Source organism: Salipiger bermudensis (genome assembly GCF_017309175.1).
In the GTDB taxonomy this organism is placed as follows: Bacteria; Pseudomonadota; Alphaproteobacteria; order Rhodobacterales; family Rhodobacteraceae; genus Salipiger; species Salipiger bermudensis.
In genome coordinates, this window is sequence record NZ_JAEKJV010000020.1 from 19,604 (window position 1) to 32,854 (window position 13,251).

Consider the following 13,251-nt stretch of genomic DNA (forward strand, 5'->3'; position numbering starts at 1 on the left):
CTCATGCCCCCCAGCGCAGCTTCGACCAGAGCCGCGGCAGCGCGATCACCCCGATCAGCAGTGCGCCGATGACGATCGACATGACGATGCCCGGCACGTTCAGAAGGCCCAGCCCGAAGGTCACCATGCCCATCACGAAGGCCGCGATCACCACGCCCGGGATCGAGCCCGAGCCGCCAAGGATGCTGACCCCGCCCAGCACCACCATCGTGACGACCTCGAGCTCCCAGCCGAAGCCGATCGAGGGGCGCGTGGAGCCCAGTCGCGAGGTCAGGCAGATCGCAGCCACACCCGACATCAGCCCGGTGAGCAGGAACAGGACGAAGCGCACCCGCTGCACCCTGATGCCCGAGAACAGCGCCCCTGTGGGGTTGTTGCCGATAGCATAGACGGAGCGGCCGAAATTGGTCTTGTGCAGCAGCACGCCGTAGATCACCGCCAGCACCGCGAAGAGCACGAACTCGAAACTGATCACCCAGAAAACGTAGCCCTGCCCGAAGAAGGCAAAGCTCTCGGGGTAGCCGCGATAGGCCTGATCGCCGAGCACGATATAGGCGATGCCGCGGAACAGGCTCATGGTACCGATGGTGACCACGATCGAGGGCAGCGCCAGCCGCGTCACCAGCACGCCGTTGAACGCACCCGCCGCCAGCCCGGTGGCAAGGCCGATGGCCACCAGCCCCGGCGTGCCGACCCCGGCCTGCACCGCGGCCCCCATGGCGGTCGAGGCCAGCGCGATGATCGAGGCGACCGAGAGGTCGATGTCGCCGGCGATGATCAGCAGCGCCATGGCGAAGGCGATCATCGCCTTCTCGGTGAAGTTGAAGGTGGCGTCGCTCAGGTTCCAGGCGTTGAGGAAGTAGGGCGAGGCGAAGCAGTTGGCGATGAAGATCGCCACCGCCACCACCAGCAGCAGGCTCTCCCAGCTTTTCAGTCGCTTTGCCAGCGGCGAGACCAGCGTGTCGGGGATGTGATGGGTGGAACTCGTGCTCATGCTGCGGCCTCCGCCTGCTTGAGGATGACCCGGCCCTTGGTCCTGTTGGCCTGCGCGTTGAAGGCGACGGCGACGATGATCGCGCTGCCCGAGATCGCGAGCTGCCAGAAGGGCGAGATGTTGACGACCGGCAGGGCGTTCTTGATCACGCCGAGGAACAGCGCCCCGAGCACCGCGCCGAAGACCGAGCCGACGCCGCCGGCGATGGAGACGCCGCCGATCACCGCCGCGGCGACGGTGTCGAGCTCGAAGCCGCCGGCGATATCGACATAGGCCACCGCGTAGCGGCTGACCCAGAGATAGCCCGTCAGGCCCGCGAGCGCGCCGGAGATGGTGTAGGCGGTGAACTTGGTCCGACCGACGTCGATGCCGGTATAGACCGCCGCGTGAGGGTTGCCGCCCACCGCATAGACCGCGCGGCCGAGGCTGGTGCGGGTCATCAGCACGAAGAAGGCGAGGATCACGAGGATGGCGACCCAGCTCATCATCGGCAGACCCAGCAGCTCGGCGCGGGGGAAGGCCTTGAAGGCCGGCGACATCTCGTGCGCGTTCACCCACTTGCCGTTGGAGATCAGGAAGATGATGCCGCGGAAGATGGTCATCGTGCCAAGCGTCACGACGATCGGCGGGATGTCGAGCTTCCACACCAGCAGGCCGTTGATCATGCCCATGAGGGTGCCGAGCGCCACCGCAATGACGATGATGACCGCCACCGGCAGGCCCGGCATCATGATGTTGAGCATCGCCACGCACATGCCGGTGAGCGCGAGGTTGGCGGCGACCGAGAGGTCGATGCACTTGGTCAGGATGACGATCATCTGCCCCAGCGCCAGAAGCATCAGCGGCGAGGTGTCGTTGAACACCGCGATCAGGTTCGAGGGCGCCACGAAGGCCGGGAAGCGCATGGCGATCAGAACCAGAAGCGCCAGGATGGCGGCGGCAAGGATGGTTTCGCGCGCGGTGAGGATACGTTTCAGCATGTCAGCTCTCCCGAATGCCTGCGGCGTGACGGACAAGGGTTTCGGGGGTCATCTCGTCGCCCCCGAGCTCGGCGACCATGCGGCCTTCGCGCATGACGATGACCCGGTCGGACATGCCCAGTACCTCGGGGATCTCGGAGCTCACCATGATCACCGCGAGCCCCTGCCCGGCCAGTTCGGCCATGAAATCGTGCACCGCGGCCTTGGAGCCGATGTCGATGCCCTTGGTCGGCTCGTCGAGGATGATCACCTTGGGCTGGGTGGCGAGCCACTTGGCGATCACCACCTTCTGCTGGTTGCCGCCCGAGAGATTGCCCACATCGGTGTCGAGCGAGGCGGCGCGCAGGTCGAGCCGCTCGCAATAGGTGCGCGCCAGCTTGAACTCCTCCGCCAGCCGGATGAAGCCGCTGCGCGAGGTGCGCCCAAGTGACGGCAGCGTGACGTTCTGGAAGATCGGCATGGCGGTGATGGCCCCCTGCTGACCGCGATCCTCGGGGACATAGACGATCCCCGCCCCCACCGCGTCGGCGGGCGAGGCGATCTCGCGGGCCTCGCCGTCGATGCGGATGCGGCCCGAGGAGGGCCGGGTGATGCCGAAGAGCGATTGCATGACCTCTGAACGCCCTGCCCCGACAAGGCCGTAGAATCCGAGGATCTCGCCCCTGCGCAGCGAGAAACCGACGCCCTCGAACTCGGTCGGGTGGCAATAGTTCTCGACCGCCAGCACCTCGTCGCCAAGCTCCGGCGTGCGCTCGGGGAAGATATGCGCCACCTCGCGGCCGACCATCAGCTTGACCAGCGCGTCGTTGTCTGTGTCTTCGATGCGCCCCTCGCCGACATACTGGCCGTCACGGAAGACGGTGTAGTTGTCGGCGATGCGGAAGATCTCGTCGAACTTGTGGCTGATGAACAGGATCGCCTTGCCCTGCGCCTTGAGCTGATCGACCAGCTCGTAGAGCTCTTCGATCTCCTTGTGCGACAGCGCCGCGGTGGGTTCGTCCATGACCACAACGCGGGCATCGATCGACAGCGCACGGGCGATCGCAACCATGTGCTTGCTGGCGATGCCGAGGTCGCGCAGCCGGGTGGCCGGATCGATCTCGGCGCCGATCCCGGTCAGGATCTCGGACGAGCGGCGGTGGATCTCGGCCCAGTCCAGCAGGCCCCAGCGGGTGCGGGGCGCATGGCCGAGAAAGATGTTCTCGGCCACCGACAGCTCGTCGAACAGCACCGTCTCCTGATGGATCGCGGTGATGCCGGCGTCGGCGGCGTCCTGAGCGGTGGGAAAGCGGGTCTCCTCGCCGTCGACGAGGATGCGGCCCTCGGTCGGCTGGTAGATCCCCGTAAGGATCTTGACCATCGTCGACTTGCCGGCACCGTTCTCGCCGATCAGCGCGGTGACCTCGCCGGGATAGAGGTTGAGCGACACCTCGGAGAGGGCGCGCACACCGGGAAAGGTCTTGGTGATGCCGTCGAGGGCCAAAACGGGCGTCGGGCGGGTCACTGGATCTGTCTCTGCCTGGGTCTGTGTTTGCATCAGCATGTCGTGGCGCCCCGTCGATTGGAGGGAGCGCCCCGGCGCGGCTTTGGCGCCGGGGTCGCGTCTGGCATGTCCAAAGTGGACGCGATCAGAAGATCGACTTGAACTCGTCGATGTTGCCGGCGTCGTAGACGAAAGGATCGGCCATCGCGCCATTGCCCTCGTCATCGAGCGTCACCTCGCCCATGCGGCCCATCGGCAGGGTCGCGCCAGGCTCGGCGGTGGCCTCGCCCGAGGCGAGCGCGTGGGCGATCATCGTGGCCGAGTACCCGAGATCGATCGGGTTCCAGATCGCGAAGGACTGCGACGCGCCGGACTCGATGGCGCCGGCCATCTCGGAGGGCAGGCCGAGACCGGTCACGTTCACCTCCCCCGCCTTGCCGGCGTCGGCAACGGCCTGCGCGGCGGCCACGATGCCGACCGAGGTCGGCGCGATGATGGCGTCGAGATCGGGATAGGTCGCCATCAGGCCCTGCGCTTCCCGGTAGGACTTGTCGGCGAGATCGTCGCCATAGACGGTCGCGACCAGCTCGATGCCCTCGTATTCGGGCAGCACCTTCTTCATCTCCTCGATCCAGATGTTCTGGTTCGTGGCGGTGGCCGAAGCCGACAGGATCGCCACCTGGCCACCATCGGGCAGGTGATCGGCGGCGAGCTTGACGCACATGTTGCCGATCAACTCGTTCGAGGACGGGTTGAGGTGCATCTGCCGGCCCTCCGGCGCCACACCCGAATCCCAGCTGATCACGGTGATGCCACGCTGCATGGCCTTCTTCAGCGAGGGCACCAGCGCGTCGTAGTCGTTGGCCGAGATCGCGATGGCATCGACGCCCTGCGCGATCAGCGAGTTGATCACCTCGATCTGCCCCTCGGCGGTGGTGTCGGTCGGGCCGGTATAGATGATCTCGGTGTCGCCAAGCTCGGCCGCGGCCTCTTCGGCGCCCTTGGCTGCGGCCTCGAAGAAACCGATGCCCAGCGCCTTCACCACGAGCGCGATGCGCGTCTCGTCGGCCGAGGCCGCCGTTGCGCCGAAGCCCGCCGCCATCGTTGCGGCCAGCGCCACCGTTCCAAGTACCTTGTTGATCACGCGCATAAGTTCCTCCCGTATGAAGCGTGTTGGGCGAAGACCTAGGAGGCCGCCCCATCCTCCTCGTTTGCCGCCGCGACCGGCGCGACGATCAGCTCCACATCCGCCGCCTCGAGCATCGCGGCGGCACGATCCGAAATCCCGTCATCGGTGATCACCACCTTCGCCCGCTCGAGCGGACAGAGCACCAGCGACGAGCGCTGTTCGAATTTCGTGCTGTCCACCAGCACCACCAGCTCGTCGGCCTGGCCGATCAGCTTGTGCTCGGCCTGGATCAGCAGCGGATCCGCCTCCATCAGACCCAGCGGCCCGACCCCCTGCGCGCCCATGAACATGCGCCGCGCATAGAAGTTGCGGGTCACGTCGTTCTCGAACGGGCTCAGCACGATTTGCTGCTCGCGGTAGATCACCCCGCCCGACAGCATCACCGTGTTCTTGGAGTGCTTGAGCAGGTGCTCGGCGATGGGAAACGAGTTGGTGAAGACCTGCACCCGGCGGCTGGCCAGCGGATGCACCATCTGAAAGGTCGTGGTGCCGCCGTTGATAATGATCGGATCACCGTCGTTCACCAGCTCGCAGGCAGCGCGGGCGATGGCCTGCTTCTGCTTGATCCGCATGGTTTCGTTGACCGCGAAGGTGCGACCGGCAAGGCCCACGAACTGCGGCGGGGCGATGGCCTCGGCGCCACCGCGCACACGACGCAGCTTCTTTTGCATGTGAAGGGTGGCGATGTCGCGGCGCACCGTCGCTTCGGATACGCCCGTCAGGTTCACCAGATCGACCACGGTTGCGACCGGTCGCTCCTGAACCGCTGACAGAATCAGCCTGTGGCGTTCGCTTTCGTGCATGCCGTCCTCCCTCTTGGCGAGAAACTTGCGCGGATTCCCGATCATCGTCAATCATTTTCTGTCATCAATGATCATTCTGCGGCGCAGAATGATTGAACATGATTGTTTGTGATTGACAGAGACGCCCGCGGGGCGCAGGTTTTGAGCAAGATTGAATCGGGCGCGCCGCGCCAATGGGAGGAAGCCATGCTCAAGACGACCGCCGCCCCGCGGCTCGAAACCCTGTGGGACGACTCGCGCGCCGCGTCGATGTCGGAGCCCGAAAAGCTGCTTTATCGCTCCAACCTGCTGGGCTCTGACAAGCGCATCACCAACTACGGCGGCGGCAACACCTCCGCCAAGGTGATCGAGACCGACCCGCTGACCGGCGAGGAGGCCGAGGTGCTCTGGGTCAAGGGCTCGGGCGGTGATGTCGGCTCGATCAAGATGGATGGCTTCGCCACGCTCTACATGGACAAGCTGCGCGCCCTGAAGGGCAAGTATCGCGGTGTCGCGTTCGAGGACGAGATGGTCGGCTACCTGCCGCATTGCACCTTCAACCTGAACCCGCGCGCCGCCTCGATCGACACGCCGCTGCACGCCTACGTGCCGCGCAAGCATGTCGACCACATGCATCCCGACGCGATCATCGCCATTGCCGCCGCCAAGGACAGCAAGGCGCTGACGCAGGAGATCTTCGGCAACGAGATCGGCTGGCTGCCATGGAAGAAGCCGGGCTACGAGCTGGGGCTCTGGCTTGAGACGTTCTGCCTCGAGAACCCCGAGGCCAAGGGCGTCGTGCTCGAAAGCCACGGGCTCTTCACCTGGGCCGACGACGCCAAGGACTGCTACCTTCTGACGCTCGAGATCATCAACAAGGCCATCGCCTATTTCGACGACAAGACCCGCGATGTGCCGGCCTTTGGCGGCGCGGTGCACGAAAGCCTCGCGCCCGAGGCCCGGCGCGCTGTGGCCGCCCGGCTGATGCCGGCGATCCGCGGCTTCGTCTCGGGCAAGCAGCACATGGTCGGCCATTTCGATGACAGCGATGCGGTGCTCGAGTTCGTCAACGGCACGGACATGCGCGCGCTGGCGGCGCTTGGCACCTCCTGCCCGGACCACTTCCTGCGCACCAAGATCCGCCCACTGGTGGTGGAGTTCGACCCGGCGCAGAACAACGTCGATGCCGTGCTCGAGGGGCTCGAGGCGCAGATCGCCGCCTATCGCGAGGACTACGCCGCTTATTACGAGCGCTGCAAGCATGACGACAGCCCGGCGATCCGCGACCCCAACGCGGTGGTCTACCTCGTGCCCGGCGTCGGCATGATCACCTTCGCCAAGGACAAGGCCACGGCCCGGATCTCGGGCGAGTTCTACACCAACGCGATCAACGTGATGCGCGGTGCGTCGGCCGTCAGCGAATATTGCGGCCTGCCCGAGCAGGAGGCCTTCGACATCGAGTACTGGCTGCTCGAGGAGGCCAAGCTGCAGCGCATGCCCAAGCCCAAGAGCCTCGCGGGCCGGGTGGCGCTGGTCACCGGCGGTGCCGGCGGCATCGGGGCGGCGACCGCCGAGCGCTACCTCGCCGAGGGCGCCTGCGTGATGCTGGCCGATATCAGCGCCGAGAACCTCAAGGCCGCCCGGGACGGGCTCGCCCAGCGCCACGGCAAGGACGTGGTGCGCACGGTGCTTATGAACGTCACTGACGAGAACGCCGTGGCCGCCGCCCATGACGAGACCGCGGTCGAATTCGGCGGGCTCGACATCCTCGTGTCGAACGCCGGCATCGCCTCCTCGGCTCCGGTCGAGGAGACCTCGCTGGCGCTCTGGTCCAAGAACATGGACATCCTGTCCACCGGCTACTTCCTCGTCTCGCGCGAGGCATTCAAGCTGATGCGCGCGCAGGGACTCGGCGGCGCCATCGTCTTCGTCGCCTCGAAGAACGGCCTTGCGGCCTCGCCCAACGCCTCGGCCTACTGCACCGCCAAGGCCTCCGAGATTCATCTTGCCCGCTGCCTCGCGCTGGAAGGTGCCGAGGCCGGCATCCGGGTCAACGTGGTCAATCCCGACGCGGTGCTGCGCGGCTCGAAGATCTGGGAGGGCGAATGGCTCGAACAGCGCGCCTCGACCTATGGCACCGACAAGGAAGGCCTCGAAGAGATGTACCGCAACCGCTCGATGCTGAAGCGCTCGGTGCTGCCCGAGGACATCGCCGAGGCGGCGTATTTCCTTGCCTCTGACCTGTCGGCGAAATCCACCGGCAACATTCTGAACGTCGATGCCGGCAACAAGGAGGCGTTCACACGCTGAGCGCGGGCGGGCCTCGGCCCGCCCCACCCGCCGCCCGGAGGAGACCATGCGGCATGTTCCCACAAGACCACCACTCACGGACCCGGTTCCCGGCGCGCGGCCGACACCTTGCGGCGTCGCTCCGCGATGCCGCCGGCGCGCCACCCCCATCTTCCCAATGACAACGTCGCAGGCCGGACGCCGCAGATGACTGCGCGCGCGCCTGCCCTGCCGGGATGCCAGCCGCACCCCGCCCCCTGATAAGGAGACCCGCCATGACCACCAAGAGCTACGAGATGGCCCGCGAGGCCTTTGCCGCTTGGGATGTCGATACCGAGGCCGCGCTTGCGACGCTGGCCACGATCCCGATCTCGGTGCATTGCTGGCAGGGCGACGACGTGGTCGGCTTCGAAACCCGCCACGGCAGCTCCGGCGGCGGCATTCAGGCCACCGGCAACCACCCCGGCCGCGCCCGCACCCCCGACGAGCTGCGCGCCGATCTGGAGTTCGCCTACGCGAAGATCCCCGGCCGGCACCGGCTCAACCTGCATGCCTGCTACATGGACACCGACGAGTCGCCAGACCGTGACGAGATCGAGGTGAAGCACTTCCAGCCTTGGATCGACTGGGCCGGCGACCAGGGCGTCGGGCTGGATTTCAATCCGACCTTCTTCGCCCACGAAAAGGCCGACGACAACCTGACGCTCAGCCACCCCGATCAGGGCATCCGCGACTTCTGGATCGAGCACGGCAAGCGCAGCCGCGAGATCGCGGCGGCCTTCGGGCGCGCGCAGGGCAGCGCCTGCGTCAACAACATCTGGGTGCCCGACGGCTCCAAGGACAATCCCGTCGACCGCATGGGCGCGCGCAAGCGGCTCGAGACCTCGCTCGACGCCATGTGCGCCGAGACGCGCAATAAGGCCGAGATGCTGGACGCGGTGGAATCGAAGCTCTTCGGCATCGGCGTCGAGGCGATGACCGTGGGCAGCCACGAGTTCTACATGGGCTACGCGATCCGGCGCGACACCCTGCTCTGCCTCGACATGGGGCACTTCCACCCGACCGAGAACATCGCCGACAAGCTCAGCGCGGTGGCGCTGTCGGTCGATGAGATCCTGCTGCATGTCAGCCGTCCGATGCGCTGGGACAGCGACCACGTCATCCTGCTCGACGACAGCATCCGCGCCATGGCGCAGGAGTTGGTCTTCGGCGACCTGCTCGGGCGCACTCATATCGGGCTCGATTTCTTCGACGCCACGATCAGCCGCACCGCCGCCTGGGTGATCGGGGTGCGCAACATGCAAAAGGCGCTGCTCGAGTCGCTGCTGATGCCGCAGGCGCGGCTCAAGGCGGCCGAGACCTCGCTCGACTTCACCACACGGCTGATGCTTACCGAAGAGATGAAGGACATGCCCTTCGGCGCAGTCTGGGCCGAGTTCTGCGACCGCATGAGCGTGCCCTCGGGCGCGCCGCTCATCTCCGATCTCGACGCCTACCAGGCGTCTGTCGCCTCGCGAGGATAGAGACCATGGCACCGTTCACGCATCCGATTTCCTTCGTCAAGGAAGCCGCTCCGCTGGCGCATCTGTGCTGGAAGATGGGCTGGAACGAGGCCAATGGCGGCAATTTCTCGTGGCGGCTGCCGCGGGAGGAGATCGAGGCCATCCTGACTCGCCACTATCCCGAGCTCGCCCCCGGAGAGCCGGTGCCGATGCCGATCGACGAGCCTGCACTGGACGGGGAGTACTTCCTCGTCACCGGCTCGGGGCAGTTCTTCCGCCACGCGCTGGAAAAACCGAACCAGGTATTCGGCATCGTGCGCATCACCGAAGGCGGCACCGCCTGGCAGAAATGCTGGGGCTTCTCGTCGGGTGCCAAGCCCACCTCGGAGTTTGCCACCCACCTTGTGGCCCACGCCATCCGCAAGCGCGTCTCGGACGGGCGTGAGCGGATGATCCTGCATTGCCACCCGCCGGAATTCGTCGCGTTGAGTTTCCTCGAGCCGCTCGACACCAGGCGGCTGACCCGCGTGCTCTGGGAGAAAATGCCGGAATGCATCGTCATCTTCCCCGATGGCGTGCGCGTGGTGCCGCTGCTGCTGCCCGGCACGGTCGAGATCGCGCAGGCCTCGTCGGTCGAGCTCGCGCACAGCCGGGTGATCTCGTGGAGCCACCACGGCATCTTCGCCTCCGAGGAAAACCCCGACAAGATCTTCGCGCTCGTCGAGACCGTCGAGAAGGCGGCAGCGATCCACCGCAAGGTGCTCTCGGCGGGCGGCGCGAAGCAGGCGATCTCGACCGCCATGCTGCGCCAGCTTACCGAGAAGTTCGCCACGCTTCTGGTCGCGCCGCCGGTGCTGCTCGACGACTGACGCGCCTGCGGCCCGCGCCTAGTCGCGCGAGCCGATCACTGTGGTGATCTCGCCCAGTCCTTCGATGGTGACGACACAGCTGTCGCCCGGCACCAGCGCGCCAACACCGGCCGGCGTGCCGGTCATGATCAGATCACCCGGGGCCAGCTCGACGCTTTCCGACAGGAAGGCCACCACGTCCGCGACCGGCCAGATCATCTCGGACAGATCGCCATCCTGCTTCACCGTGCCATTCACCGACAGGCTGATGCGCCCCTCGGAGGGGTGGCCGATCTCGCTGGCCGAGACCAGCGGCCCGATCACCGCCGAACGGTCGAAGCCCTTCGAGAGATCCCACGGACGGCGCAGCTCCTTGGCGGCGTTCTGCATGTCGCGGCGGGTGAGGTCGTTGCCCACCGCGTACCCCCAGACGTGCTCGAGCGCCCGGTCGGCCGAGATCTCGCGCCCGCCGGCGCCGATGGCGACCACCAGCTCGGCCTCGTAATGCAGGTTCTCGGTCTGCTGCGGATAGGAAATGGTCGCGCCGTCACCCACCACCGCATCGGCGGGCTTGGTAAAGAAGAACGGCGGCTCGCGGTCCGGGTCGCGCCCCATCTCGCGGGCATGGGCGGCGTAGTTGCGCCCGACGCAGAAGATGCGGCGGACCGGGAAGCGGTCTTCGCTGCCGGCGATGGCGATGGAAGGCGTCTCCATCGGGGGGATGACAAAGCTCATGCGAACTCCCGTGTCTCGTGCTGTCTCTTGAGGCTTACGCCCGGAGCCGCCCCCGATACCAGCCCCTTTCCCCGGCCCTCCAGATTGACAGGCAAGGCGAAGCGGCGCTTGATCCCGGCAACAGGAAAGGGCGGCGGCGGGCGACGCGCCGTGTAGAAAGGTGCAAGATGAAGAAGACAGTGGCAGTGATCGGCGCCGGCATCGTGGGGGTCTCGACCGCGATCTGGCTGCAGCGTGACGGGCATGACGTGATCCTGATCGACAAGGCCGGCCCCGGAGAAGGCACCAGCCACGGCAATGGCGGCGTGCTGGCCTCCTGCTCGGTGATGCCGGTGCCGGGGCCCGGGCTCTGGACCAAGGCGCCGAGGATGCTGCTCGATCCCAACCAGCCGCTCTTCATGAAATGGTCCTACCTGCCCAAGCTGGCACCATGGCTGATGAAATACATGCGTCATGCCAATGCCGACAGCGCCCGCAGGCGGGCCGCGGCGGCGACCTCGATCATCGGCGACAGCCTGTCGGATCACCTTGCCCTCGCCACCGGCACCGGGGCCGAGAAATGGGTCGTGCCCGGCGATTACGTCTTCATCTACAACACCCGCGCCGACTACGAGGCCGACTCTTTCGGCTTCTCGGTGCGCAAGGAAAACGGCTTCGAGTGGGAGCTGCTCGAGGATCAGGCGTTCCGGGACTATGACCCGATCTGGGGCCCGCAGATGACTTGCGCCGCCCGCTTCCCCGATCACGGCCGCATCAGTGATCCCGGCCAGTACGTCAAGGATCTCGCGGCCCACGTGCAGGCGCAGGGTGGCCGGCTGGTCATTGGCGAGGTGAGCGACATCGCCCGCGAGAAGGGCGTGGTCAGCGGCGTGCGGATCGGGGGCGAGACCATCGCCTGCGACGCAGCGGTGCTGACCACCGGCGTCTGGTCCGGCCCGCTCGCCGCCAAGCTCGGCGTCAAACCCCCGCTCGAGTCCGAGCGCGGCTACCATCTCGAGCTCTACGAGCCCTCGGTGATGCCGCGCTCGCCGGTGATGATCGCCTCGGGGAAGTTCGTCGCGACCCCGATGGACGGCCGGCTGCGGCTCGCCGGCATCGTCGAGCTTGGCGGGCTCGACCTGCCGCCGTCGCGCGCCCCCTTCGCGCTGCTCGAAAAGCAGATCCGCGCCGCCATCCCGGGTCTCACCTGGAAGAAGACCGTGGAATGGATGGGGCACCGCCCCTCGATGTCCGATTCCCTGCCGGTGATCGGGGAATCCCCTGTCGTGGGGGGCGCTTACATGGGTTTCGGCCACGATCATGTCGGTTTGACAGGCGGTCCCAAGACCGGACGCCTCCTCTCGCAGTTGATCTCGGGCCATACCCCGAACATCAACCTTGCGCCCTACGCCCCGGATCGGTTTCACTGAAGAGACATAAAAACATTAGAACACAAACAGCAGGGAGTCTGAAAATGAAGACCATCAACACATTGCTCGCCGCCACCGCGCTGGCCGGGATCGGCGCCGCGGCACAGGCCGAGAAGTGGGACATGCCGATGGCCTACGCGGCCACCAACTTCCATTCCGAGGTCGGCGCGGCCTTCGCCTCCTGCGTCACCGAGGGCACCGGCGGCGATCTCGAGATCGTCACCCACCCGTCGGGCTCGCTGTTCGGCGGAGCCGAGATCAAGCGCGCGGTGATGACGGGCCAGGCCAATATCGGCGAGCGCCTGCTCTCGGCGCACCAGAACGAGAACGCGCTCTACGGCGTCGACTCGATCCCCTTCCTCGTGTCCTCCTTCGACGATCACGAAGCGCTCTGGGAGATCGCGTCGCCCTACGTCGCCTCGGCGCTGGAGGAAGACAACCTGCATTACCTCTACTCGGTGCCGTGGCCGCCGCAGGGCCTCTACACCAACATGGCGATCGAGGACATCGAGGACCTCAAGGGCGTGAAGTTCCGCTCCTACTCCACCGCGACCGCGCGCATGGCCGAGCTGACCGGCATGCTGCCGGTGCAGGTCGAGGCCGCGGAGCTGAGCCAGGCGCTGGCCACAGGCGTGGCCGAGAGCTTCATCTCCTCGGGGGCCACCGGCTATGACCGCGGCGTCTGGGAGCACCTGTCGCATTTCTATGAGGTCGACGCATGGCTGCCGCGCAACGCGGTCTTCGTGAACCTCGACGCGTGGAATGATCTGCCGGACGAGTCCAAGGCGGTAATGGAGGACTGTGCCGCCACCGCCGCTGCCGACGGCCTCGCCAAGTCGAAGGACTACACCAGCTTCACGCTGGAAGAGCTGAAGAAGAACGGCATGACGGTCGAGCGGGCCTCCGAGCACCTGATGGGCCAGCTGCAGGAGCTTGGCGCCACCATGACCGATGACTGGCTCGAGGCGGCCGGCGAAGACGGTCAGGCCATCGTCAACGCCTACAAGGGCGAGTAAGCGCCCCGGCGCGACAGCACCGCT

At 66.4% G+C, this 13,251-nt stretch carries 11 protein-coding genes; 5 read left to right on the forward strand and 6 right to left on the reverse strand.

Features of this window, described 5'->3' with window-relative positions:
- Window position 1 precedes the first annotated feature (1 nt).
- From JF542_RS20900 to JF542_RS20920, 5 genes are all read right to left on the reverse strand, one after another.
- Complete coding sequence (locus JF542_RS20900; RefSeq protein ID WP_007797233.1) at window positions 2-994, reverse strand: ABC transporter permease; 993 nt, start codon at window positions 992-994, stop codon at window positions 2-4.
- Window positions 991-1,974, reverse strand: coding sequence for an ABC transporter permease (locus JF542_RS20905; protein ID WP_207077281.1), 984 nt, complete (start codon window positions 1,972-1,974; stop codon window positions 991-993). Before JF542_RS20905 ends, JF542_RS20900 begins: the two co-directional genes overlap by 4 nt.
- A gap of 1 nt (window position 1,975) precedes the next feature.
- A complete protein-coding gene (locus JF542_RS20910; protein WP_207077282.1) occupies window positions 1,976-3,517 on the reverse strand; it encodes a sugar ABC transporter ATP-binding protein in 1,542 nt (513 codons plus the stop codon).
- 85 nt (window positions 3,518-3,602) lie between these two features.
- On the reverse strand, window positions 3,603-4,607 hold the full coding sequence (gene rhaS / locus JF542_RS20915) for a rhamnose ABC transporter substrate-binding protein (protein WP_007797225.1): 1,005 nt from the start codon (window positions 4,605-4,607) through the stop codon (window positions 3,603-3,605).
- Between the two features lie 35 nt (window positions 4,608-4,642).
- The gene (locus JF542_RS20920; RefSeq protein WP_207077283.1) at window positions 4,643-5,449 is read right to left on the reverse strand and encodes a DeoR/GlpR family DNA-binding transcription regulator; all 807 of its coding nucleotides are present in this window, start codon (window positions 5,447-5,449) and stop codon (window positions 4,643-4,645) included.
- A 186-nt stretch (window positions 5,450-5,635) separates the two neighbouring features.
- Between JF542_RS20920 and JF542_RS20925 the strand changes: the two genes are divergently transcribed.
- The 3 genes from JF542_RS20925 to rhaD all read left to right on the forward strand — a co-directional run bounded on the left by JF542_RS20925 (window position 5,636) and on the right by rhaD (window position 10,088).
- Window positions 5,636-7,738: a bifunctional rhamnulose-1-phosphate aldolase/short-chain dehydrogenase gene (locus JF542_RS20925; RefSeq protein WP_207077284.1), complete on the forward strand. Its 2,103-nt coding sequence runs from the start codon at window positions 5,636-5,638 to the stop codon at window positions 7,736-7,738.
- 254 nt (window positions 7,739-7,992) lie between these two features.
- Window positions 7,993-9,240, forward strand: coding sequence for an L-rhamnose isomerase (locus tag JF542_RS20930; RefSeq protein WP_207077285.1), 1,248 nt, complete (start codon window positions 7,993-7,995; stop codon window positions 9,238-9,240).
- A gap of 5 nt (window positions 9,241-9,245) precedes the next feature.
- The gene (rhaD, locus tag JF542_RS20935; RefSeq protein ID WP_207077286.1) at window positions 9,246-10,088 is read left to right on the forward strand and encodes a rhamnulose-1-phosphate aldolase; all 843 of its coding nucleotides are present in this window, start codon (window positions 9,246-9,248) and stop codon (window positions 10,086-10,088) included.
- Between the two features lie 18 nt (window positions 10,089-10,106).
- Here rhaD and JF542_RS20940 read toward each other — a convergent pair whose 3' ends face one another.
- Entirely contained in the window at window positions 10,107-10,802 is a 696-nt protein-coding gene (locus JF542_RS20940; protein WP_207077287.1) for a fumarylacetoacetate hydrolase family protein, read from the reverse strand.
- Between the two features lie 167 nt (window positions 10,803-10,969).
- Between JF542_RS20940 and JF542_RS20945 the strand changes: the two genes are divergently transcribed.
- Both JF542_RS20945 and JF542_RS20950 read left to right on the forward strand, forming a co-directional pair.
- Window positions 10,970-12,211: an NAD(P)/FAD-dependent oxidoreductase gene (locus JF542_RS20945; protein WP_207077288.1), complete on the forward strand. Its 1,242-nt coding sequence runs from the start codon at window positions 10,970-10,972 to the stop codon at window positions 12,209-12,211.
- 44 nt (window positions 12,212-12,255) lie between these two features.
- Window positions 12,256-13,227, forward strand: coding sequence for a TRAP transporter substrate-binding protein (locus JF542_RS20950; protein ID WP_207077289.1), 972 nt, complete (start codon window positions 12,256-12,258; stop codon window positions 13,225-13,227).
- Window positions 13,228-13,251 lie beyond the last annotated feature (24 nt).

What these genes read in the sequence shown, in the direction of transcription:
- rhaS (WP_007797225.1), bottom strand. Translation starts at nt 4,607, where the DNA reads ATGCGCGTGATCAACAAGGTACTTGGAACGGTGGCGCTGGCCGCAACG.
- JF542_RS20925 (WP_207077284.1), top strand. Translation starts at nt 5,636, where the DNA reads ATGCTCAAGACGACCGCCGCCCCGCGGCTCGAAACCCTGTGGGACGAC.
- JF542_RS20950 (WP_207077289.1), top strand. Translation starts at nt 12,256, where the DNA reads ATGAAGACCATCAACACATTGCTCGCCGCCACCGCGCTGGCCGGGATC.
- rhaD (WP_207077286.1), top strand. Translation starts at nt 9,246, where the DNA reads ATGGCACCGTTCACGCATCCGATTTCCTTCGTCAAGGAAGCCGCTCCG.
- JF542_RS20920 (WP_207077283.1), bottom strand. Translation starts at nt 5,449, where the DNA reads ATGCACGAAAGCGAACGCCACAGGCTGATTCTGTCAGCGGTTCAGGAG.
- JF542_RS20900 (WP_007797233.1), bottom strand. Translation starts at nt 994, where the DNA reads ATGAGCACGAGTTCCACCCATCACATCCCCGACACGCTGGTCTCGCCG.
- JF542_RS20940 (WP_207077287.1), bottom strand. Translation starts at nt 10,802, where the DNA reads ATGAGCTTTGTCATCCCCCCGATGGAGACGCCTTCCATCGCCATCGCC.
- JF542_RS20910 (WP_207077282.1), bottom strand. Translation starts at nt 3,517, where the DNA reads ATGCTGATGCAAACACAGACCCAGGCAGAGACAGATCCAGTGACCCGC.
- JF542_RS20930 (WP_207077285.1), top strand. Translation starts at nt 7,993, where the DNA reads ATGACCACCAAGAGCTACGAGATGGCCCGCGAGGCCTTTGCCGCTTGG.
- JF542_RS20905 (WP_207077281.1), bottom strand. Translation starts at nt 1,974, where the DNA reads ATGCTGAAACGTATCCTCACCGCGCGCGAAACCATCCTTGCCGCCGCC.
- JF542_RS20945 (WP_207077288.1), top strand. Translation starts at nt 10,970, where the DNA reads ATGAAGAAGACAGTGGCAGTGATCGGCGCCGGCATCGTGGGGGTCTCG.